This window comes from uncultured Umboniibacter sp. (genome assembly GCF_947497555.1).
GTDB lineage: Bacteria > Pseudomonadota > Gammaproteobacteria > Pseudomonadales > DSM-25080 > Umboniibacter.
The window spans coordinates 37111-59832 of the sequence record NZ_CANMGY010000006.1 but is presented as its reverse complement, the minus strand read 5'-3'; the positions used below and the strand labels follow the sequence as shown (position 1 = coordinate 59832).

The following is a 22722-nucleotide window of genomic DNA, read 5'->3' as shown; positions in this document are numbered from 1 at the left end:
TTTTTGCTATGTTAAGAATTGCTATCATTTTGACGTTATTCGTTGGTCTAGCTGCATGCCAGACACCAACGCAATCTATTGACCCAACTGACCCAAATAGTAATCAAACTCCAGGATTAAACTATGCGGATTTTCAGGCAGCGGCCAATGAGTTGACGGCAGAAATTATCGCTTCACCATTAATGGTGCACCCAGAATCGGCACAGGGGAAGCGCTATGTACTCCATATGTCTTCAATAACTAACGACACTATGCAGCGTATTGATACCGATCAGCTAACTAAGGGAATGCGTGTTCAGTTATTAAATTCGGGTCGTTTTTTCGTGACCACCGCCTTTGACGGCTCTGATAACGCTACCCGTGAAATGCGAGAACTACAGAACGATGAAATGGTGGATCAAACTACCGTTCAAGAAAACGGTACTGTCGTTGCTCCGGACTTTTCTATGAGCGGCAAGATTCTTCAGCGTAACAATAACCTGGATAATAATGACACGCGCGTTGAATACTATTTCCAACTGACACTTACCGATCTTAAGACCGGCCTGGCGTATTGGGAAGGTGAGCGAGTCATTGCTAAAGTGACCGGACAACGTGGCGCAAGCTGGTAGCTAGAGGTATGAAGACAGGCTAGATTATCGCTAACTTTGGCCGATCTAGCCTGGCGCCTACACAACGCTAGTCGTTTAACCAGAAGCCTCATTAAATTGGGGCTTTTTTTGTAGCCAATTCGCTGACTTAGGGCTAGCCCGTAAGAGTAGAACTCATTAGGAATTATAGACTTTTAACTGCTGACATATCGCGTTGTGAACCCGCTGGCTGGATGAGGCATCATTCACTGTGTGGATTAGCGCTTTTGCTTTGGCCAATTGCTTAGTGTCAAAGTTACCGGAGATACAACGTAACATAGCGTTCAGTAAGTCGTTGAATTCAGTGATGCTCTCGCTTGGCTTGATTTGATCGAAATCTAATCCAAAGTGACGGTTCTTCTCATACTGCTCGCGGTCAGGGTGGTATAGCAAAATGGGCTGATCAGTAAGCAAGTATTCAAATAGAAGGCTGGAATAATCTGTGATGAGCACATCGGCACCGACGAGTTCTTCGTATGCATCGTCCCAACTTCCCGGTTGCGGTGTTGACGTTACAATATGGCTAAAGTCAGAGCCAAAACCTTTCAGGGTTTGATCACTAGGGTGGGCTCTAATCAAAAGCAGTGAATTATAACTGGCTAGAAAGCGATTCAGCGCTGCCAAATCAAGTTTGGTCTCCCATTTCCCGTAATCACGGAATGTCGGCATGTAGACAAATACCTTATTGGCGGTCTTGAATGCCTGACCATACCGTTTAATAAGGTTGCTTCGATCCCCCTTATGTTTAAGGAGGTAATCATTTCTCGGTTCACCGACAATTGGGACTTCCGCGACGGGTTTGCCAAAGCTGTTGCTGTATAACTCTTGAATCATTGTGGAGGTAGCGCAGAGAAATGAGACTTTTTGGTATTTTTTGGCCTGGCGGCGAAGATTCCGACGTCGACTAAATTCACTTTTTGTCCAAGCATCAGGGTTATAGCTCTCTAATCCGATGGCTTTAATTGGAACGCCGTGCCAGATATTGAAAATTTTCACACCTAACGATAACGCGTGATTTAGTTCATCGGGCCGCGAGGTACAGATAATCCATACTCCGGCGCGAATTGAAAGCCACTTAGCTCTCAACGAGTTTGCCGCACAGGTTTCTATCCCTGCGGCAGATAGATTTTCCATCTGAATACCGTTATCGCTAACGTAAATATGCCGCCGTGAATCGATGTCTTTTGCTTGAACAAGAAAGTGACTGCAAGAGCGCTGCTGACCTTCGGCGTAGAGCCAAAGATTTTTACTACGCGGCACGAACAACTGCAAGATCGCAAACAGGAATGACACCGTGACTCCTTGGTTTAAAAACGAGGTAGATAAGTTGGCTAGTGCTCTACAGCCAAGACTCAATGACAATATAAGAAAGGATTTTAACACTAAACCTGCGAAATAACCCTACCTCTGGTTCATGATCAAATGTCACTTGCTCACCATTTTCCTTGGTGATCCAGGTCAAGTTGCCAGATTCATCAAGTTCAACACGATATGCTCTATCTAAGATAGATGTATCAAACTGCGACGATACGCGTTTTGCGAGCAGCGTACTTTCGAAGAGAACTCCCATTTCCGTATTTAGATCAACTGATCGGGGGTCCATATTGAAGCTCCCAACGAACATATAGCGTTTATCGACAGTGAATGTTTTAGCATGCAAACTGGCTCTGCTTATACCAAGAGAGTGGTTGTGAGCGTTACCCGCTGGCGCCGTAGGTTTAAATTCGAAGAGTTCAACACCTGCCTCGATCAACGCCTCACGGTAATTAATATAGCCAGCATGCACGATGCCGACATCGTTGGCGGCAAGCGAATTGGTGAGAATTCGTACTCGAACGCCGTTGTTGACCAATCGAGACATGGCTTTGACAAACTGATCGGTTGGGACGAAGTAAGCGGAGATAATTAACACATCATGATCAGCAATGCGTAGAAGGTTAAATAGATTGGCACCAACGTGCGTTGCCGTATCGGCTGATGAGTCTAACTCGCCCTTATTAGGAGCGTCATAGAGCACTTCGGCTCGCCCCCAATATAACGAATTTTCCACGTAAAAGTTGCTAAGCGGTAATCTAGATTCCGATGCAGCCCGGGTAAAATCACCGCTTCGTTCCCGCTGAACTCTAGCCATAATGTTGGTTCTTAGAATGGCTAGATCTTCGTCATCGACTTGGCTGGCGATATACTCAAATGGGTAGACCCAAGGACTATTCCAGTAACTATCGAACATGGTACTCACTTTACTCACCACCGGACCGATACTTAAAACATCCAGATCAGCAAAGGCTGCAAGTCCTCCAGCATTGAAATATTCATCGCCGATATTTCGGCCGCCAATAATAGTAACCTGACCGTCAACAGTCAGAGATTTGTTATGCATTCGATGGTTAACACGGTTAAGTTGATTAACACTTTCGAATAATCGGAAGGAACGGTTGGCGAACGGATTGTATACCCGAACATCAATATTGCGGTGTTGGTTTAAAGCACTTAGACCGGCATCCTTACCCGATGTGTCTAGGTCATCGAGTAATAGACGAACCCGAACCCCTCGCTCAGCTGCCTCCAGTAACGCATTAGCGAGGAGAAGCCCGGTGGAGTCGTTGTGCCAAATATAGTATTGAGCATCCACTGAGACTTCAGCTTTTTCGATCAGCTTGATTCTTGCCACGTATGCGTCCAGACCATCTTCCAGCATAAGGAAGCCTGAGTGGTTTGGACGTGCTGCAATCGCAGGATTTACATGCTCTGAGAGATACGTAATTTGATCGGCACCCATCGCAAAGGTTTCGGTGCGAGTTATTTCATCGGCAGGAGGTAGGCTTCGGCAGCTGCTTAAGCTAAGCGAAAAGGCAATGAACACACTGTAAAGCGCTAACTTTATTGAGGGGCTGGCCTGCATAGTTGCCTTCGAACCTAAATAGTTAAGAGGTTTCAAATAATCCTAGCACATCAAATGTATCCGTGTAGGGCGGTTACTTCCGCTGCCAATTGACCGAATCCTATTAAGATTCTCGATACTAACGCCAAGTCCGAGTGTGCGACGCACTTTCAGGCAGCGTTATTAGCAATTACGTCAGTAAATTAGCGACAGACCCAGGTGTAAGAGTGATTCATAGGACGACTCGACAAGTATCGCTCACCGAACTCAGGCGGGGGATCGGATAGTTAAGTTGAAGCTAGCGTGAAAGATTCAACGTTCAAAAAACAAAGCTAGTCGAAAAGTGGGAGTTGCTCGGCGACACCGGTTGGTTGTAACCGATCAAGTCCACAGTGAACGCCAATCAGCCGGACGCCGAGACCACTGCCGCGTTGATAAGCCGCTGAAAGGAGTTTTAGAAGCACCTCGTGATTGAGACTTCTCATTGCTTGGTCCTTGGTGGTTTGGCTGAAGTCAGAGAACTTAATCTTGATGCCAATTCGATTTACTTGATTACTCTCAAAGTAGCTTTTACTCCGGCGAGTGAATTCAGGAAGAATGACATCTTCATAAGCCTTAATGACTTGTTCTAGCGAGTTCAGATTAACGCTAAAGGTTCGTTCAACACCCACTGATTTTCGTTCTCGATAGGGAGAAATAGCTCGTTCATCGATGCCCTGGCAGCGCTGCCAAAGCACTTTACCGAACTTACCTAGTGCAGACGTTAGCGACGCCTCATCAGACGCCCTAATGTCGCAGCCACGACGAAATCCCAGCGCCTGTAAGCGCTCCCAAGTCACGGGTCCCACACCGGCGATCTTATTGAGTTCCAGTTCCTCAATAAATGATTCTACTTCGCTAGGCTGAATAACAGTTAAGCCGTCAGGTTTATGTATATCCGAAGCTATTTTAGCGAGAAACTTTAGCGGTGCGACGCCTGCGGAGGCGGTAAGACCGAGCTCAGTTTTGATATCTTGGCGGATGGCTTGGGCAATGAGGGTCGCAGAGCCTTGAAATTGCGTTGTGTCGCTGACATCGAGAAAAGCTTCATCTAGCGAGAGTGGCTCGATGACATCGGAATACCGTGAGAGAATTTCACGAAGCTGCGAACTAACTTCGCGATAGCGTTCCATCCTTCCAGGTACCACAACGAGTTTTGGGCACCTTCGGAGGGCTGTGGCGGTAGGCATTGCCGAGCGAACTCCAAACTGCCTGGCCTGATAATTGCAGGTTGAAATGACACCTCGACGCTCCGAAGCCCCCCCTACAGCCAGCGGGACCTGGGCAAGCTTGGGGTTGTCACGCATTTCCACCGCCGCAAAAAATGCGTCCATGTCGACATGAATAATTTTGCGAAGCAACGACGTCGACATAGATACAGTGGCAATGGCGCTTACTTAGAAGCCTTTAGAACCCGAAGCTAACTGACTGATAGCAGCAATGCCGCCTAAGCCTAGGAAGAGGAACATAAATACAAGACCGATCAACATCAGTACACCAGTGATGGTGAAATAAGTCTTTAATTTGGTTTGTGATTTTAAAAACTCGCCTTCGCTTTGGGTTAAATACGCCTGTTCAGAAGCTCCAGCTATTTGAAATAACAAAATCCCTAACCAGATAGGAACCCATGCGAAAATTATCCCAACCACGGATAGTGCCGTTAATACTCCGTTGATAATAAACATGACGCCAATAAATTTGAGCCAGCCACGTGCGCTGTAAAGAGGGCTACTAAGTGCTTGTAAGTCCATTTTTTTATTCCTTTAAAGGTTCTTATTGTTTGCGATATCTAGTTTATAACGAAATCGATTCTAAGAATACTTCCACAAGCTAGCATGACGGCTTTTCCGAGCGCTAGAGCACCAAGGTGAAGTCTTAAAATAGCTGGTCTGTCAATTAATTAGGGTGCTGTAACACTTTTGGCTATACTGGTATGAAAGAATTATTAGGTTTACCTTAACTTCATTTAGCGGTAGCTATAGAGATTGGGAGAAACAGTGAACACTGCTGTGATTGTGCTGTACATATTTCTTTTTCTTTCGATGTGCGTAAGTGCGACGGGAATTTGGCTTGCGCGAGATGGAAGTAAGGATTCGCGAGGAACCGTTCTGTGCACGATGTCCTATGTTGTCTTAGCGTTAGCGGCCTTGCTAGCAACACTGTGCTATACACTGCCCGCATCTTCGTCCATATTTTCCTTAAACATCATCAAGTTAATCGATTATTTACGCGCACTGTTAATGCCTAGCGCTGCCGCTTTATTTTACTTAGGTCTGCGAGTCCATGTAGAGCGCCCTAAGGATGACATCCCACGAGAAAAGCTATTGTTCTCGGCCATCTTTGCCACTGTGAGCTACGGATTCTTCACGTCTCAGCCCGAGGGTTGGCCAACAATCATTGTGAATTTTTGGATTGGTGTATCCGCTCTGCTTTGCTTGAGGCTTATCGTTGATACGAGGCGTCTCGCTACCGCAGACAAATTTATGGCTGGCGCACTGGCTTTATTATTAATGTTCTCATGGCTTCAAGTGATCTGGGGTTTTAGCGATCTGCATCGAGACCCGACTACTTCGATCGACGTTTTATTGTTAGTAGGCGCCACCAACTGTACCTTAGCTATCGCGATTGCACTGATTGTCCGGATCAATCACCGGGTAGTCGAAAGGCTTCGAAACCAAGCTGCAACAGATTCTTTGACCGGGGCCTTAACTCGCCGTGCTTTTTCGGAGCAGGGTGAATTTGCTATATCAATGTGCCGACGGCAGAAACTTCCCTGTACCGTTGCGTACATTGATATCGATAACTTCAAACGCCTTAATGATGATTTCGGCCATCGTATCGGTGACCGAGTACTGTATTCATTTGCTGAGGAATTAAAATCAGCAATTCGAAGCATTGATGTACTGGGACGTTTAGGCGGTGATGAGTTTGTCATAATATTCCCCAGTGCGACCGTTGCAGAGGTTAAGCGCTGTGTTGACCGCGTTCGAGATCAACTCGATCGAAATGTTACCACCGAGTTTCTCCAATTTAGCTGCGGAATCGCTGATGCCTTAGCGGCTGATCTGGAGCTTGATGAGGCCGTTTCTCGCGCTGATCAGGCGCTCTATGAAGCTAAAAAGTCAGGCCGCCATTGCAACTTTGTTTGGGGAGCAAAGGGCGCGTAGATCCGCTCCGTTTGGACGGTTTTGTTTAGGTCGCTCTCCAAGGATAGATTTTCGCGCTTTTATTTCCTTTTCTCGATACCTTTTTAACCTATCTAACGGATTGCTGGGAGCGGCTAGTTGCGCTTAAATTCGTCTTTCGATTGATGCCTTGATGGGATACCATAAAAATAGCCAGCGAGTTTATGTGTTGGATTGAATAATGAATTAGCGAAATCAACCCATCGAGATTGTAATGATTGTCAGTTTTTGAACGATCTTAATTTCAATCTCAACGTGAGTTCAACGTGAGTTCAACGTGAGTTCAATGTAGATTAAGTGCGTCCCAAGCGTTTAATTTATGCTCTGCCTGTTTATCCTTGTTTTATCGATGACGAAACTTCGAAGTATAAATAGATATGGGTAGTTGTTTCGGAGCTTCGATATGCATAGAAATTTGTGCGTTGGTACGAACTTAACTACCAATTATAGAGAATTTTAACTGCGCGAAGAGCGCGCTGATGGATATATGATAATGAAGCAATTATTAGCGGCTGTCGCACTGAGTTCCCTAGCAAGCTCTGGATGGGCCAACGAAATTAGTCTGCATTATGGGTATGTGGTGAGTGATTCTTTTCGTATTGAACGGGTTAGTGTTGAACCAAGCAGCGTGTCAGTTGAAGCCTTAGATGATTTTGCTGTGACGGTAAATTTTGATTATCAACGAGACCAGTTGATTGGCTTGTACTATAGCCATTTGAACACGCAAATGCTCGATAATCCGCTTGGAGATGATCCAGAATTGAGCGTCCAACATATTCATCTTATAGGAACAACTCTTTACCCTCAGGGCAACTGGACGCACCGCGTAAGCGCTGGGTTTGGTGGGAGCTACTTCTCGTATGGCAGTTCGGCAAACGGTGGCCAAGTTCGCTTCTCAGGTCAAATTGCGATTGGTACACGTTACGCCCTGACAAAGAATCTGGAGGTGGGAATCGAAGCGCGCTGGTTACCGCTCTTCATGAACGATGACGAGTACATTTTCTGTGATGATAGTTGTTCAGTAGGTTTCGGTTCGGATAACCTTTGGAACCAATTTGGCGCGGGAATGATGGTGTCGTTGAAGTTCTAACCAACAGACAAAACTTTTTCGCATAAACGCTTTAATACGGTTAATTCATCTATATCCAAGCCTAACTGACATGCCACGCGTTGCGGTATGTCAGTGGCGGCATGACGAATTTCTTCACCTTTTTGAGTAGTAGAAATTAGTCTTACGCGTTCATCGATACGCCCTCGCTTCCGCAGTACTAAGCCCTTCGCCTCCATGCGCTTCAATAGCGGGCTCAAGGTTCCAGAATCGAGGTTTAGTTTCGCGCCCAGCGCTTTTACCTCTAGCTCATTCGCCTCCCATAACACCATGAGAACAAGGTACTGAAGGTAACTTAGATCATACTCGGCGAGGTGAGGGCGGTAGGCCCTAACTACCTCGTTTGCGGCGCTATATAGAGGGAAGCAAACTTGGTTATCAAGCCTGAGTTGCTCGGGAATTTGTTTGCTATCGATGGTCGCCATTGAGAACTTACTTCGCCTTGAGCTTTAGCCACACTAGCTGACTAATAAGACCTATTAACCAGACGACTAGGATAATCAGGAACACCTTCTGGAGTAGAGGATCTTGCAAGCTAGAAACTACCGGAGCATCCATTGGGAAGCGCGTTAAGATTTCAGTTGCAGTAGGAAGAGCGTGGAATAATAGGGTGCCTGTGTAGCAAATATTACGAAGGTACTTGTTCCAGCCGCCAAACCACTTGGTAGCCTCAAGTACCACGCCCGCAAAGGTTGCCGCTAAGGTCAGAATAGCGAGCGCGTGAGCGGTGTTGAAACCACCGTGCTTAAAGATAGTAAGTGCCGATAGTGCGGTAAGCGCCGTCGCAATGAGATAGATCTTTCCCGAGAGGGTTTCAGCAAGAATTTGTTTATGCGTCCAAATTTGTTGGATAGCGGTGAATATAGCGATTAAACCAACTAGTGTGTGGAAAATTCCCATGGCGCTTAATGGCATCTTAAAAACCTCGAAGTAAGTTAAATATCAAAGTAAATTGTACGCAATTTAGTTGTGTGCGATATAAGTGTTTATCGAAGTGATCGGCCAGCAAAAAATGGGCAAGGTAGAAGTGCCTAGGTGTGGGGTTTTTATAGGTGTAGCGAAGAAAAATGGTGGGCCCGCCCAGACTTGAACTGGGGACCTGCCGATTATGAGTCGGATGCTCTAACCAACTGAGCTACGGGCCCGCTGAATTGAATTCAACTGTCGCAATTATAAAGAAAATTCAGGGATTTAAAATAGCTAAGAAGCGCTTTAGGAAAATAAATCGACTAAAGACAAAGACTTAGCGCCGTGAAGCGCCACGTAATCCTAAAGCGTCCTGTCATTTATTCGAGGCAAAAAAAAACACCAACCGAAGTTGATGTTTTTTGTGTGCCGTTTAGCCTATTTCTCGTCAATAAACGAGCGAAGATGCTCAGAGCGAGAAGGGTGACGAAGCTTACGAAGTGCTTTGGCTTCAATCTGACGAATACGCTCACGCGTTACATCAAACTGCTTACCGACTTCTTCCAGGGTGTGATCGGTATTCATGTTGATACCGAAACGCATGCGTAATACTTTCGCTTCCCTAGCGGTAAGTCCAGCTAGTACGTCTTTCGTCGCATTCTTGAGGCTTTCGCCCGTAGCTGAATCAACAGGCGAATCTAGGGTTGTATCTTCAATGAAATCGCCTAGATGTGAATCTTCGTCATCGCCAATAGGTGTTTCCATTGAAATGGGCTCTTTAGCGATCTTAAGTACCTTGCGAACCTTGTCCTCAGGCATTTCAAGTCGCTCGCCTAGTTCTTCAGGGGTTGGTTCTCTACCCATTTCCTGAAGCATTTGACGAGATACGCGATTGAGTTTATTGATCGTCTCAATCATGTGAACCGGAATACGAATAGTACGAGCTTGATCCGCAATAGAGCGCGTGATCGCCTGGCGAATCCACCAGGTAGCGTAGGTCGAGAACTTGTAACCGCGGCGATATTCGAACTTATCGACCGCCTTCATCAAACCGATATTACCCTCTTGGATTAAGTCCAAGAATTGCAGGCCTCGGTTGGTGTATTTTTTGGCAATGGAGATTACCAAGCGAAGGTTAGCTTCTACCATTTCCTTCTTGGCTCGACGCGTACGCGCTTCGCCGAGGCTCATTGCACGGTTAATCTCTTTGATTGCATTAAGCTCTAGCTGACCTTGTACTACGACGGCCGTCAGGCGTCGCTGGGAGCGCTTGATATCTTCTTCAATATGAACAATTTTGTCGCTCCATGGCTTACCAGCATTCTTTAGACTGTCAATCCAATCCGGATTAGTTTCGTTGCCAGGAAGAAGCTTGATAAATTCACCACGAGGCATACGACACTGACGAACGAGAAGTTGCATCAGTTGCTTTTCTTCCGTGCGAATACGCTCAAGACAGTCACGCACATCAGCAATGATTGGGTCGTAAAGTTCGGTGGTGAACTTGAAAAACTTAACCACTTCGGCGACTTCTTCAAACGCCTTGCGAGTAGATGGTGCATCGCGGCCATCTTTCTCTAACAGCTCAACCGCGATATCGTAAAGTTTGCGTGCGGCGCCAAAACGCTCAGCCGCTTCTTCTGGATCCGGACCGCTCTTAATGTCAGCCGAATCATCATCGTCGTCATCGTCGTCAGTATCTTCGGCGTCATCACCGTCGTTTTCGTTTTCAGCAGCTTCCGCGGCCGCTGCATTTTGACGAGCAATTTCGTTGGCACTTGGTACCACTTCCATTGGATCTAAGTAACCGATTAAAACGTCACTAAGGTCGAGATCGTCCTCTTCTTCACCAATACGATCATAGTGAGCAAAAATCGTTGGTAGCATGCTTGGCCAGTGAACCAAGGCGCTGGTTACGTCACGAACACCATCCTCAATACGCTTGGCGATCTTAATCTCGCCCTCACGGGTAAGGAGCTCGACGCTTCCCATTTCTCGCATGTACATGCGAACGGGATCAGTAGTTCGGCCGGTTTCGTTTTCTACGGCAGCAAGAGCCGCTGCAGCTTCAGCTGCGGCGATCTCATCGGGAGAACTATCGCCTTCCGCCATAATAAGCGTATCGGCATCGGGAGCGGTTTCAAAAACACGGATACCCATGTCGTTGATCATTTGAATGATTTCTTCAACCTGTTCTGGCTCTGAAATGTCATCGGGAAGATGATCATTGACTTCAGAATAGGTGAGGTAACCTTGCTCTCGACCACGTGCGATGAGCTCTTTAATACGAGATTGTTTTTGCGAATGTGCGGACATTAAGAAAACGAACCTTCTACTTTTGAAAGTTAAGAGGAGAATTATAGACTGTATATGGGGGCAATGGCTATGTATTCAAGTCAATTTGCTGAAATTATTCACGCCGTGTACGAATTAGTAGCCGATATTCATCGCGCTGTTCGTCGGACATTTCATTAAGTGGTATCTGCTTGAGTTCACTAAGTCGTTGAGATTTGGTTTGTGTGCGTGCTTTTTTGGCAAAATAAGTCTGATATTCCTTGAGCTCAGTGACGATATTAGCATCGGTCGTGTTTTGCGTTAAGGCAATGCAATCCATGAGCTCCTGGGCGTGAGTGGCGCCATGTTTCGCAAGCCAAACTCCGTAAAGTTGCGAGGAACTCATGTCGGGTCGCTTGCGAAGCACCTCGATTAAATCAATCAGGCTAAGTGTTGCGGGGGCTTCAGGCCAACTTGAATTCGTTTCGACGTCGCTAATAGCGAGTGGATGTCGACTGAGAAGGCCGATGACTCGGCGAATCATATCATTGGTGCGCGAAGCGGTTTGTATTGCCGCGAGTTTCGGCCTTACACGATGGGTCTCAGTTTCGTAAGAATGATAATCTTCCTGGTTCGTAGGAGGGTCTACATTCACCTCTGGTGAAGCCAAGATTCGATCAATCGTTGCCCGATTCAATCCTGTTCGCTTGGCGAGCTCATCGTTCATAAGTTCATGAAAAATACCCACGGGTAGCTTTGCAATTTGCGGCGCTACGCGCTTTGCTAACTTTGCTCGTCCGTCCATGCTGCTTAGATCAATATCTTCGCCAGCCTGCTCAAAAATATACTCTTCGAGTGGCATCGCGTGCGCGACTACCTTGAGGAACTGTTCAGTGCCAATTCGGCGAACAAGGCTGTCAGGGTCTTCACCATCAGGAAGGAATAGGAATCTAACGGTTCGGCCGTCCTCCACATAGGGCAGCGTATTCTGCAGTGCTCGCGCCGCCGCGCGTCGTCCAGCGGCATCACCATCAAAGCAAAAGACCAACTCTGGCGCATTCTTAAAGGCCAGTTGAATATGATCTTCGGTGGCTGCGGTGCCCAAGGTGGCAACGGCAAAGTGAATGTCGAATTGCCCCAGTGCCACCACGTCCATGTAGCCCTCCACCAGCATCAAGCGATCAATCTGCTTGAGTTTCTGCTTGCACTCGTAGAGACCGTAAAGCTCACGACCTTTATGGAATACTGGGGTTTCCGGCGAGTTGAGATATTTTGGCTTGCTGTCATCCAGCACTCGTCCGCCGAAGGCGATCACTCTTCCTCGGCTGTCCCGGATAGGAAACATCACTCGATTTCTAAATCGGTCATAGCGACGGTTACTGTCTTCGTTCTCAATAAGCAAGCCCGCTTCAATCAGCTGCTCGTCACGATAACCTTTGCTACTTAGGTGCTTTAACAGTGCGTCCCAGCTTCCCGGGGCGAAACCTAAGCCGAAATCGCGGGCGATTTGTGGCGATAGTTCTCTGCGCACCAAATAGTTGCGTGGCGCGGCTTCGTGTCGAAGTTGCGTAAAGAAAAATCGTGCGGCTTCAGTGAGCGCATCGTAGAGTGTCTTGCGTGTTTTCTCTTGCTTCTTTTGTTGCGGCGTTCGTTCTTCACGAGGTACTTCAATGCCGGCTTTGTTGGCGAGCTGTTCTACCGCCTCAGTGAACTCTAATCGCTCATACTCCATGAGAAATTTGATGGCATCGCCGCTCGCTCCGCAGCCGAAGCAATAGTAAAACTGTTTGTTGGGGTTAACGCTAAATGAGGGCGATTTTTCATTGTGAAAAGGGCAGCAGGCCATAAAATTTGCGCCCGTTTTCTTAAGTGGCACACGCGCATCAATCACTTCGACGATGTCGAGACGACTCACAAGATCTTCAATAAAGGTACGAGGTATTAGGCCAGCCATAGTTGGCTATTGTTGACTGTAGAGAGGGGCGTTGTAAAGGCGTTTAAGCGCTGAGAGCAGCCTTAACCAATTTACTGACAGCACCCATATCGGCACGGCCTTGAACTTGCGGTTTTACTAGCGCCATCAGCTTACCCATGTCCTGCATGCTGGCTGCGCCGGTTTCGGCTTTAGCGGCAGATACAATGGCGATGATTTCATCATCGGAGAGCGCTTTGGGAAGGAATTCCTGAATGATAGCAAGTTCGGCCTCTTCAATATCCGCAAGATCTTGACGATCCGCTGACTTGTATTGGTCGAGCGCGTCGCGACGCTGCTTCGACATTTTGTCGAGCACAGCAAGGCAACGGCTATCATCCAGTTCGATTCGCTCATCAACTTCAATACGTTTAAATTCCGCATTGATCATTCTTAATACGCCTAGGCGGGCTTTCGCGCGATCGCGCATTGCCTGCTTCGTTGCAGCAGAAATAGATTGTTGAACAGCAGAGCTCATCGGTGAATTCCTTTGAGTCGGGTACTAGCCGAAGCTAGTAAGCCAACGATTAGTACATACGTTTCTTATTTCGAGAGTCACGAGAAACTTTCTTCAAGTGACGCTTGACTGCAGCCGCTGCAGCGCGTTGACGCGTAGTTGTTGGCTTTTCGTAAGTCTCACGACTACGAACTTCTGCCAAGATCCCTGCTTTTTCACAACCGCGCTTGAAACGGCGAAGAGCCACGTCAAATGGCTCGTTTTCACGTACTTTAACCGACGGCATTAAACCACCTACCTTAAATAAATAATTAAAAGAAATTACCCGTATCTTATACACGGGCGCGGCATTCTACTATGATTGCCAGTCACTTTGCAAAGTTGTTTAAAAATCAAGCAGGCGGTTTTTGCCGTTTGAGATGGAAAGGCGTATCATGCGCGCTACCAACATGTGACCGCTTTATTGGGAGAATTAGTTTGCGCGTTCTTGGGATTGAAACATCCTGTGATGAGACAGGCATAGCCATCTACGACACGGATCACGGCATCATTGCTGATGCGCTCCACAGTCAGGTAGCTGTGCATGCAGAGTATGGGGGCGTCGTCCCTGAGTTAGCATCGCGAGATCACATTAAAAAGACCTTGCCCTTGATTCGCCAGGTTCTAGCTGAGGCGAATCTGAGCTCCGAAGATATCGACGCTGTTGCCTATACAGCCGGTCCGGGTTTAATCGGTGCTTTAATGGTTGGCGCTTGCCTGGGCAGGGCCTTGGCGTACGGCTGGAATGTTCCAGCGCTGGGTGTCCACCACATGGAAGGACATCTCCTAGCGCCGATGCTTGAAGAACAGCCGCCTGAATTCCCATTTGTGGCGTTACTGGTGTCCGGTGGCCATACGCAACTCGTAGATGTTAAGGCTATCGGCCGCTACGAGGTCATTGGCGAGTCGTTGGACGACGCCGCCGGCGAAGCCTTTGATAAAGCCGCTAAGATGCTTGATCTTGATTATCCGGGCGGACCTGAAATTGCTCGGCTGGCTGAATCGGGTGATCCCCATCGATTCAAATTTCCCCGTCCTATGGTTGATCGCCCTGGGTTGGACTTCAGTTTTAGTGGCCTGAAAACCTTCACGTTGAATTTAACGCAAAAGCATACCCTAGATGGCCCGCTACCCGATCAACAGACGATGGCAGATATCGCTGCAGGTTTTGAGCAAGCGGTGGTTGATACCATTGCAATTAAGTGCCGACGAGCATTGGAGCAGACAGGTTATAAGCGTTTGGTCATGGCAGGCGGGGTCTCCGCGAATCGAAAACTGCGACGTGAATTAGGTCAGAAGCTTGCCGCGGTCAAGGCATCGGTATTCTATGCGCGGCCTGAATTTTGTACTGATAACGGGGCAATGATCGCCTACGCGGGAGCCTGTAGGTTGGCGGCAGGGCAGAGCTCTGATTTATCAGTGATTGCGTACCCTCGCTGGCCAATGGATCAATTGGAGGCTATTGACGATGCAGGATAGTGTTATCATCGAAGGCTTGGCCGTTGATACGGTCATTGGAGTCTATGACTGGGAACGAAGCATTACGCAACGTTTAATATTTGACCTAGAGATGGCCTGGAATAATGCCCCGGCTGCCAGCTCGGATGATATTCAACTCGCTTTGAATTATGCCGAAGTGAGCTCAGCTATCCTCAGCTATGTCAGCGAGACAAGTTTTGAGTTGATCGAGACGGTGGCAGAACGAGTTGCCGAGCTTATTATTACTGAATTTGGCGTCTCAGAGGTCAGTCTAAAGCTGTCTAAGCCTGGTGCAGTTCCAGAAGCTACCAATGTGGCGGTTAAGATTCTCCGTAAGGCCAAGGCATGAGAACTGTTTACCTGGGGTTCGGCAGTAATACCCAGCGAGAGTATTTTTTGGCAAAGGGCTTAGTACTGCTTCGCGAGCAAGTCGGAGTCGTGACAGTTTCGCCGGTCTACCGCAGCGCTTCCGTTGGCTTCGAGGGCGAGGCCTTTTTCAATTTCTGTGTTAGCGTTAATACCAGCAAGCGCGTGAAGGATTTGAAAGCCATCCTAAAGAAAATTGAGGATACCTGCGGCCGTGATCGTAGTGCGCCAAAGTTTTCAGGACGGACGTTAGATATAGATATCCTCTATGTTGAGGGAGAAGTCGGCGAAGTGGATGGCGTTCAACTACCCAGGCAGGAAGTTTCCTTAAATGCCTTTGTCCTTAAGCCGCTCATCGATATTGCTCCCGATCTCAAGGACCCAAGAGATGGCAGTTACTTCCGCGATCAATGGTCAGTCTATGATAAGGCAAAGCAGCCTTTAACTCAGGTATCTGATGAATTTCTTAGTGTTACTAAGATAACGAGTGATGATTAATCGATTCGTGTTGGTGGGGTGCCATTCATCCAAGATGATAAGCGGCGCGGCGTCTAACTTCGCTGCTGAACAGCGAATTAACTAGCTGCTAGCGTACGACGGGTTGCTAACGCTAATTCGTCTGCCATCCTCAATTCGGAATGCGATCAGTCTTCCACCCCAGACACACCCACCGTCAAGTGCTTCAATATCCACGGTTGAACAATTACCCTCAAGAGCCGCCCAGTGGCCGAATAGTAGTTGATGTTCATCCTTTCTCGGCCAACTAAACCACGGTAGGAATCCCTTATCTTCTGGGCCAACTAAATCACTGCACTTAAACTCGAGCTCACCATTCGCACGAATATAACGCATTCGCGTAAAGTAATTAGTAATACAACGCAGCCGCGCGGTTCCCTTTAGCTGACCACTCCAAGTAGAAGGTTGGTTACCATACATAGAGGAAAAGAAACTGCGCCTTTTGTGCGGGTTTTTTAGGGCATAGCTGACTTCGTTCGCCAACTCTAGCGCCTCATTTACCGTCCAGACGTGGGGTATACCAGCGTGGCTTAGAACGAAGCGATCATCAATGACTCGCATGAGCGGTTGCTCAAGAAGCCAGTTGCAGTAGGAGGCAATGTGTTCACTGTTGAGCAGCCGGCCAAAGGTATCTTTACTGCCAGCAGGTTTGCCCAGAAAGTAACAGGCTAGGAAGTGTAAGTCGTGGTTTCCCAATACTGGGAAGACCACGTTTTTATGCGCATATAACCAGTCCAGTGTTGCGAGGTCATTGTCACCGCGGTTAATTAAATCACCGCAGAGGTAAAGCTGATCTCCTTGAGGGCTAAATTCAATGGCTTTGAGAAGGGTCTCAAAGGCACTAAAGCAGCCTTGGATATCACCAATTACCCACCGAGCCATCAGTGCAGAGCGCCGGGTCTTGTTAGTCTAAAGCAGGGGATTTCCACACGAAAGTGTTCTTGAGTATCGATATCAACGAAACCATAAAAACCGTGCATTGTACCGGCGTTAGTGCCAATCATCGCCCAGCTGGTATAGGAAAATTGCTCGTGTTGGCCAAGAATTGGCATTTCACCCACAACGCCTTCTCCTTCCACCCGATCTTCATGTCCGTCCGCGTCAATAATAGTCCATTCACGGGTGAGAAGTTGGATGTTTCTGCTGCTGCTATTCGCGATTTCAATGTGATAAGCGAAGGCGTGATGGAATGATCTCCCGCGCTCCTCAACACCCACATATTCGGTTCGAACGCTTACTTTTACTTGATCTGAAATAGTCATTGGGATTTATTGGCTTCAACTAGGAGGTTGGCGAGTGCTACGTACTCAGCAACCGATATGTTCTCCGGTCGTAGCGATAGATCAATACCAATGGAGGCAATGTCGGCGTTTTGGAGCAACGGCTTGAGCGAATTTCGTAGCGTTTTTCTTCGCTGGTTAAAGGCCGTTCTCACCACCGTTGCAAAGAACTCTTCGTCTAACAGTTTGTCCACTTCAGAACGGGGTACGAGTCGAACGATCGCGCTGTCGACTTTAGGGGGCGGATCGAATGACTCGGGGGGAACAATAAATAGCGGAATAACCTGGCAGAGATACTGGGTCATGACACTTAGTCGGCCGTAATTATTGTCGCCAGGCCCGGCGGCCATGCGGTCCACCACCTCTTTTTGCAACATGAAGTGCATATCTTTTATGGCACCTGAGAAACTAAGTAGGTGAAAGATAAGCGGGGTAGAAATGTTGTAGGGAAGGTTGCCGACAATACGCAGTGGTTCGCTATCTACAAAGGAACTGAAATCGGTCTTGAGGGCGTCAGCATTAACAATATCGAAATTACTGTCTTTTTCGAATTTAACCATTAGCCAGGGAATGAGATCCCGATCGAGTTCAACCGCCGTTACTTTAGCGCCTGAACCCACCAAATCTTCAGTAATAGCTCCCTGTCCGGGGCCAATCTCGACAATTCGATCTGCTTCCTTTGGCGAAACAGAGCGAGTGATACGAGAAATGATGTTGGAATCATTCAGGAAGTTCTGACCAAAACGCTTACGCATTCGATGGCCATTAACGATCGATTTAGACGACATTCAAACTCCGAAAAAAGATTTAAAAATTGCTGTGAGCACTCATTGTAGCCGCATAGTCTAGCGCACACCGCAAACTGCCACAATTTGCTCTACCTAAGCCCGCGATATCAAGTGCCGTGCCGTGGTCAACGCTAGTGCGAATAAACGGCAATCCAAGGGTGACGTTTACCGCGTCGCCAAACCCTGCATACTTCAGTACTGGCAGGCCTTGATCGTGGTACATCGCAAGCACTGCATCAATACCTTCCAATGCTCTGGGCGTAAACGCGGTGTCGGCGGGAAGTGGGCCGATAAGATCCATGCCAGTTTCCCGGAGGCTAGCGAGCGCAGGTTCGATAATCTCCTGCTCCTCGAGACCGAGATGACCGCCTTCGCCGGCATGGGGGTTTAAGCCGCATACCGAGATTCGCGGTTGAGCGATGCCAAACTGAGTTTTCAAGCTGTTATGAATAATTGCTAAAAGTACTTTAAGCTCTGGACCGTTGATGGCATCGGCGACAGCTCGCAAAGGTAGATGTGTGGTCGCAAGACAAACTCGGAGCTTCTCGCAGGCCAGCATCATCACTACCTTTTCAACGCCCGCTCGCTCGGCAAAGAATTCGGTATGGCCGCTAAATGGGATTCCTGATTCATTAATGATGCCCTTATGGACAGGGCAGGTCACAATCGCTCCACGGGAACTCTGAACCAGCTGCACACTGTGTTGCAGTTGAGCGAGGACATAGCCGGCGTTAGCCGTATCCAGCGTGCCTGCTGTGCAGGGAGCTCGCAGTGAAATATGGAAGACAGAGAGTTGGCCAGCCAGTTGGGTTACGGCGTCGCCGGGAAACCATGGCTGAAGTTCGCAATTAATTTTGAGCTGCTGAGCGCGTTGTTCTAGCAGCGAGATATCTGCTAGAACGATGACATTATGAGTGCGTTCAACTTGTGCGTATTGCAGACATAATTCTGGGCCTATGCCTGCTGGTTCACCGGAAGTTAAGTAGAGATAGCTCACATCAACTCGTCGTAGGGAGCTTTGTAGCTGATATAGGCTTCATCACGAAGCTCTCGACGCCAGCGTGGTAATTCGTCGTAGAATTTTCGGCTACGAATAAAATTCTCAGCTTGCATCTCAAGATAGCGTTCCGACATGTTTTGATCGCGACGGCCCGTGACTTCAAGAATGTGCCAGCCAAACTGTGAAAGGAATGGCTCGCTAACTTCGCCAATTTCTGCACTATTCATCGTTGACTCGAATTGCGGTACGAAACTCCCTGGCATCGACCAGCCTAGTGAACCCGCTCGGCGAGCACTACCATGGTCTTCAGAAAATTCTGCGGCTAATTCGCCAAAATCTTCACCGGCCAGGATGCGCTCACGAACCGCTAAGATTTGCTCACGCGCCTGTTCTTCGCTGCGAATAGCGTTAGGGCTAATCAAAATATGACGCACTTCTGTTTGTTCAACAACTTGGTCTTCGGCGCCACGTTTATTTATCAGTTTAACGATGTGGTAACCCGCGCCAGAGCGGAATGGTTCGGTGACCTCGCCAATCTCCATGACTTCAACGTGGGTTGCGAATACCGAAGGCAGCTGTTCAATTCTTCTCCAGCCAAACTCACCACCCTCTAACGCATCAGGAGATTTAGAGTGAGTTCGCGCCAAAGTGGCGAAATCCTCGCCGGCCGAAGCCGCATTGTAAACCTCGGTAGCCTCTTCCGCTACGGCCGTTAATTCGGCTGGAGTGGTCTCACTAGAGATTGGCAGCAGGATGTGGGAAACGTTGTAGTTGGTCGCAGTTTGGTTCTTGCCTTCATCAGACTCTAGAAAATTTCTAATTTCCTGTTCAGTGACGGTAATGCGAGCTGACACGGCTCCCTGTTGAACTTGGCTTAAAAGTAATTCGCGACGAATCTGTTCACGCGCCGCATACCAAGGCTGACCAGCGCTTTCGATGCTTGCACGGAATTGCTCAACAGTTTGGCCGTTACCCGCAGCAATTCGCGCCAAAGTTTCTTCGAGTTTGCTTTCGCCAATATTGACGCCAGCTCTTCGTGCTACTTCAAGCTCAAGCGCTTCTTCAACCAAGCGATTAAGTAACTGCTTACGGAGCTCTGCAATAGGGGGTAGCTGTTCAGCTGGATATTGAGAAGTAATCTGGCTCAAGCGCGTTTCCAGTTGAGATTCCATAATTACATCATCATTCACAATCGCGATAACACGATCGAGCAGTTGAGCGGCAAAAGCACTAGCTGTAAAGCTGATTAGTAATACTGAAAGGACAATCTTTTTAGTTATTTTCATCATAGTCGGTGTAGCCATATATACTGCTTATTAGTTTGTCGACAGGAGATTGACCACTGCCGATACCCTTTAGTTCAATTTGCAGTCGAAATGCACTGCGTTCACTCAATTGGTCAATTTCGGCTGCTGTGCCCGATTCAACCCACTCTTGATAAGCCAAAGCCACTCTCCAGCAGCAACTGTCGTATTCAATACCTGCCATGAAATCGATACGACGACTGTAGGTAATATCATGTGTCCAGCTGCCAAAGGCAGACCAATTACTCTCTGCAATAGGCGCGTAGACGGAAAAGTTACCTTGATAAGTATTTCGATCAATCACTTCCCCGGTCATTGCGTTAATGCCTTGACCTCGACGTTGATAGATTACGCCTAAATTGGCAAGCGCTTCACCATACTTACTATATTGAAGGTAGCTAGCGGTCTGATTTATCTGATTGTCGGTGGAGTCCCAGTTCAAATTGGAGGATATCCACCATTCATCAGCGAGGTTGAGTTGACCGTCAAACATGATATCGGACTTGTCACGTCTTAGATACTCAAGTTCTAAACCTTCTGCATCCGTTACGTCGGGAAGCAGGTCTGGGTTGTCGATAACATCCTTTGTAAGTCTAGGTTGCAGACTGACATAGCGATTTTCGAAATAAAAAGCTTGAGCGACGCCTAGCGTTAACCACTCCTGACCGCTTTCATTATCGATAAATCGAGAGGTTAAGCCTAGCGTCAGGCGATTGTTATCACCGATACGATCATTACCAGAGAAACGCTGGGGATTGAAGAGCTCCTGGTAGGTTTGAAGCGGTAAAGTCGTATCAAAAATAGCCTGATCACTCTGATCTTGATATGGCACATGGGTATAGAACAGTCTTGGCTCAAGTGATATCGCAGCGAAGGAGTCGTCTTGGAATCGCTCAAAAAAGACACCGGCGTCAACATAGCTAACGGGAACTGTTGTATGTGATTCACGGGTAGAAATCGATTCGGTACCGATTTTGCTTAAGTCATAGGAGAGCGCTTGAAGTGAGGATCCTACCTTGAGATAGCCGGGCAGCCAGTCCTTCTGATAGCTTGCAAAAACTCGGCCATTCGTTCGGCGGCCTTCATCGATGTCGAGGTCATCGTAGACGCTAAAATTAGTATTGTGAAGGTCGAAACCTACATTCAAGCCCGTGAAGAATGGATAGCTAGCCTCAACAAATATGTGTGGCATTTGTCGGTAGCGGTTTTGAGTGGTTACCGATATAGCTTGGTAGCGCCGAGTTTCAATCCCAACGTGAAAGATATCCGTTTGATAGCCAACTGCCGCATGCTGGGCAAGGTTAGTTTGTGCCTCAATATCTAGACCGTAGGTCCCAAGGTCACGAAAATAATCAATATCCGACACTTGCTGGTAGTCAATTCGGGTGTACCAATTACGATCTTCACCGCCTCGATGATCAATACCAACCAGCCATCTAGAGTCGTCAAATTCTTTGTCTCGCTCCCAGTAAGCACCGCTTAAGTCAGTTTGCTGGTAGTGATTTAAATAGCGAGTTTCCACTTCCAAGCCCGCGCCACGATCCGCAATATATCGTGGTGTAATCGTCGCGTCATAGTTGGGAGCAAGGTTTACATAGACGGGAACAGAGAAATCGACCCCGTCGCTTCCTACTTTCAATTCTGGAAACAGTATTCCCGTCATTCGACGATCGTCGATAGGGAACTGGACCCACGGTAAATAGAGTACGGGTACGCCTAGCACCTCAAACTTAGCATCGGTAACGGTACCGAGCCCAGTGTTGGTATCAAGTTCTACGGTGTCGGAACGCAGATACCATTGTTCATTGCCCGGTTCGCAGCTAGTGAAACCACCATCCTGAAGCTTTAACGAACTGGCATCGCTTAATCTAATTGAACCCGCTCTGCCTCGCAAACCCGATTCATGGATGACAAACTCTGCGCCATCAATCGTTGCCTCGCCTTCGCTCATGGTAACCGAAGCTCGCTCTCCGATAAGCAGTACCCCGGGTTCGCGAAAGGTCACATTGCCACTGAGTTCGGCGCGATTTTCACTTTGATTAATACGTGCGATATCTGCCGTTAGCTGGCGCGCACCTTGACGAACGAACACGTTGCCTTCCATGACGCTGGTATTACCTTCGTCCTCAAGACGACTGGTATCTGAACCAGCTAAAAGCTGCATGTTAGCACTATTGTTTTCAACCACTGCAAGATATTCAGCGGGCGGAATATAGGCGCCGCAGCAGCGAGACCTCACCGTGGCAAGTTGCTGTGCCGATAAAGCTGAAAGGGGAACCCAATCCAAGCGTGAGGCATTCGCTCCAGGCTGGCAGCTAGCGAGGGATGGTTGGGTCACTTCGGCCTTTGTGGTGCTCGCGAAGGCTATACCGACGATGATTAGCGCAATTCGTTTAAATAACATGTCGTAATTAACGTAAGTTCCTATGCAGCAGTGAGTCATTATTATTCTTAGTATGATAAACGATGGTTACATCACATCCTAGAACAAATTCGCTA

22 protein-coding genes and 1 tRNA gene are annotated in these 22722 nt (G+C 47.8%); 6 read left to right on the top strand and 17 right to left on the bottom strand.

Going from position 1 to position 22722, the window contains the following annotated elements; translation table 11 throughout:
* Positions 1-8: 8 nt before the first annotated feature.
* Positions 9-611: a penicillin-binding protein activator LpoB gene (lpoB, locus tag Q0698_RS08370; RefSeq protein ID WP_298635661.1), complete on the top strand. Its 603-nt coding sequence runs from the start codon at positions 9-11 to the stop codon at positions 609-611.
* Positions 612-767: 156 nt separating this feature from the next.
* On the opposite strand, the gene Q0698_RS08365 is transcribed toward lpoB, so the two are convergent.
* The 4 genes from Q0698_RS08365 to Q0698_RS08350 all read right to left on the bottom strand — a co-directional run bounded on the left by Q0698_RS08365 (position 768) and on the right by Q0698_RS08350 (position 5300).
* Positions 768-1922 (bottom strand): CDP-glycerol glycerophosphotransferase family protein, encoded by a 1155-nt coding sequence (locus tag Q0698_RS08365; RefSeq protein WP_298635660.1) that lies wholly within the window; start codon positions 1920-1922, stop codon positions 768-770.
* A gap of 46 nt (positions 1923-1968) precedes the next feature.
* Positions 1969-3531, bottom strand: a complete 1563-nt coding sequence (locus tag Q0698_RS08360; protein WP_298635658.1) for a phospholipase D family protein — start codon at positions 3529-3531, stop codon at positions 1969-1971.
* 311 nt (positions 3532-3842) lie between these two features.
* Positions 3843-4922, bottom strand: coding sequence for a DNA polymerase IV (gene dinB, locus Q0698_RS08355; RefSeq protein WP_298635655.1), 1080 nt, complete (start codon positions 4920-4922; stop codon positions 3843-3845).
* 24 nt (positions 4923-4946) lie between these two features.
* Positions 4947-5300 carry a DUF5362 family protein gene (locus tag Q0698_RS08350; RefSeq protein ID WP_298635653.1) on the bottom strand — a complete coding sequence of 118 codons (354 nt, stop codon included), beginning with the start codon at positions 5298-5300 and terminating at the stop codon, positions 4947-4949.
* A gap of 246 nt (positions 5301-5546) precedes the next feature.
* Here Q0698_RS08350 and Q0698_RS08345 point away from each other — a divergent pair, with 246 nt between their 5' ends.
* Positions 5547-6716 (top strand): GGDEF domain-containing protein, encoded by a 1170-nt coding sequence (locus tag Q0698_RS08345; RefSeq protein WP_298635650.1) that lies wholly within the window; start codon positions 5547-5549, stop codon positions 6714-6716.
* A gap of 511 nt (positions 6717-7227) precedes the next feature.
* A complete protein-coding gene (locus Q0698_RS08340) occupies positions 7228-7824 on the top strand; it encodes a hypothetical protein (RefSeq protein ID WP_298635647.1) in 597 nt (198 codons plus the stop codon).
* On the opposite strand, the gene Q0698_RS08335 is transcribed toward Q0698_RS08340, so the two are convergent.
* The 7 genes from Q0698_RS08335 to rpsU form a co-directional block, all read right to left on the bottom strand.
* Positions 7821-8267 carry a MarR family transcriptional regulator gene (locus Q0698_RS08335; RefSeq protein ID WP_298635645.1) on the bottom strand — a complete coding sequence of 149 codons (447 nt, stop codon included), beginning with the start codon at positions 8265-8267 and terminating at the stop codon, positions 7821-7823. The two genes, Q0698_RS08340 and Q0698_RS08335, sit on opposite strands and share 4 nt — an antisense overlap.
* A gap of 7 nt (positions 8268-8274) precedes the next feature.
* Positions 8275-8757 (bottom strand): hypothetical protein, encoded by a 483-nt coding sequence (locus tag Q0698_RS08330; RefSeq protein ID WP_298635644.1) that lies wholly within the window; start codon positions 8755-8757, stop codon positions 8275-8277.
* 153 nt (positions 8758-8910) lie between these two features.
* Positions 8911-8987, bottom strand: a tRNA-Ile gene (locus Q0698_RS08325).
* Between the two features lie 199 nt (positions 8988-9186).
* Positions 9187-11064, bottom strand: a complete 1878-nt coding sequence (gene rpoD, locus Q0698_RS08320) for an RNA polymerase sigma factor RpoD (protein WP_298635642.1) — start codon at positions 11062-11064, stop codon at positions 9187-9189.
* Between the two features lie 94 nt (positions 11065-11158).
* Positions 11159-12976, bottom strand: a complete 1818-nt coding sequence (dnaG, locus tag Q0698_RS08315; protein ID WP_298635640.1) for a DNA primase — start codon at positions 12974-12976, stop codon at positions 11159-11161.
* Positions 12977-13019: 43 nt separating this feature from the next.
* Positions 13020-13472, bottom strand: a complete 453-nt coding sequence (locus Q0698_RS08310) for a GatB/YqeY domain-containing protein (RefSeq protein ID WP_298635639.1) — start codon at positions 13470-13472, stop codon at positions 13020-13022.
* Positions 13473-13521: 49 nt separating this feature from the next.
* On the bottom strand, positions 13522-13737 hold the full coding sequence (rpsU, locus tag Q0698_RS08305) for a 30S ribosomal protein S21 (protein WP_121876817.1): 216 nt from the start codon (positions 13735-13737) through the stop codon (positions 13522-13524).
* A gap of 191 nt (positions 13738-13928) precedes the next feature.
* On the opposite strand from rpsU, the gene tsaD reads away from it, so the two are divergent.
* Genes tsaD through folK form a run of 3 tightly spaced genes read left to right on the top strand, consistent with a single transcriptional unit; the run spans position 13929 to position 15833 of the window.
* Positions 13929-14969 (top strand): tRNA (adenosine(37)-N6)-threonylcarbamoyltransferase complex transferase subunit TsaD, encoded by a 1041-nt coding sequence (tsaD, locus tag Q0698_RS08300; protein WP_298635636.1) that lies wholly within the window; start codon positions 13929-13931, stop codon positions 14967-14969.
* Positions 14959-15318, top strand: a complete 360-nt coding sequence (gene folB / locus Q0698_RS08295) for a dihydroneopterin aldolase (RefSeq protein ID WP_298635635.1) — start codon at positions 14959-14961, stop codon at positions 15316-15318. Before tsaD ends, folB begins: the two co-directional genes overlap by 11 nt.
* The gene (gene folK, locus Q0698_RS08290; RefSeq protein WP_298635633.1) at positions 15315-15833 is read left to right on the top strand and encodes a 2-amino-4-hydroxy-6-hydroxymethyldihydropteridine diphosphokinase; all 519 of its coding nucleotides are present in this window, start codon (positions 15315-15317) and stop codon (positions 15831-15833) included. Before folB ends, folK begins: the two co-directional genes overlap by 4 nt.
* 81 nt (positions 15834-15914) lie before the next feature.
* On the opposite strand, the gene Q0698_RS08285 is transcribed toward folK, so the two are convergent.
* From Q0698_RS08285 to lptD, 6 genes are read right to left on the bottom strand one after another with little or no spacing between them, the layout of a single operon-like run.
* Entirely contained in the window at positions 15915-16733 is an 819-nt protein-coding gene (locus tag Q0698_RS08285; protein WP_298635630.1) for a symmetrical bis(5'-nucleosyl)-tetraphosphatase, read from the bottom strand.
* Positions 16733-17113: a Co2+/Mg2+ efflux protein ApaG gene (apaG, locus tag Q0698_RS08280; RefSeq protein ID WP_298635628.1), complete on the bottom strand. Its 381-nt coding sequence runs from the start codon at positions 17111-17113 to the stop codon at positions 16733-16735. The genes Q0698_RS08285 and apaG overlap by 1 nt, the downstream gene beginning before the upstream one ends.
* Entirely contained in the window at positions 17110-17919 is an 810-nt protein-coding gene (rsmA, locus tag Q0698_RS08275; protein WP_298635626.1) for a 16S rRNA (adenine(1518)-N(6)/adenine(1519)-N(6))-dimethyltransferase RsmA, read from the bottom strand. Before rsmA ends, apaG begins: the two co-directional genes overlap by 4 nt.
* 19 nt (positions 17920-17938) lie before the next feature.
* Positions 17939-18916, bottom strand: coding sequence for a 4-hydroxythreonine-4-phosphate dehydrogenase PdxA (gene pdxA, locus Q0698_RS08270; protein ID WP_298635624.1), 978 nt, complete (start codon positions 18914-18916; stop codon positions 17939-17941).
* Positions 18913-20208 carry a peptidylprolyl isomerase gene (locus Q0698_RS08265; protein WP_298635622.1) on the bottom strand — a complete coding sequence of 432 codons (1296 nt, stop codon included), beginning with the start codon at positions 20206-20208 and terminating at the stop codon, positions 18913-18915. The genes pdxA and Q0698_RS08265 overlap by 4 nt, the downstream gene beginning before the upstream one ends.
* Positions 20192-22627 (bottom strand): LPS assembly protein LptD, encoded by a 2436-nt coding sequence (lptD, locus tag Q0698_RS08260; RefSeq protein WP_298635620.1) that lies wholly within the window; start codon positions 22625-22627, stop codon positions 20192-20194. Before lptD ends, Q0698_RS08265 begins: the two co-directional genes overlap by 17 nt.
* Between the last annotated feature and the right edge of the window lie 95 nt (positions 22628-22722).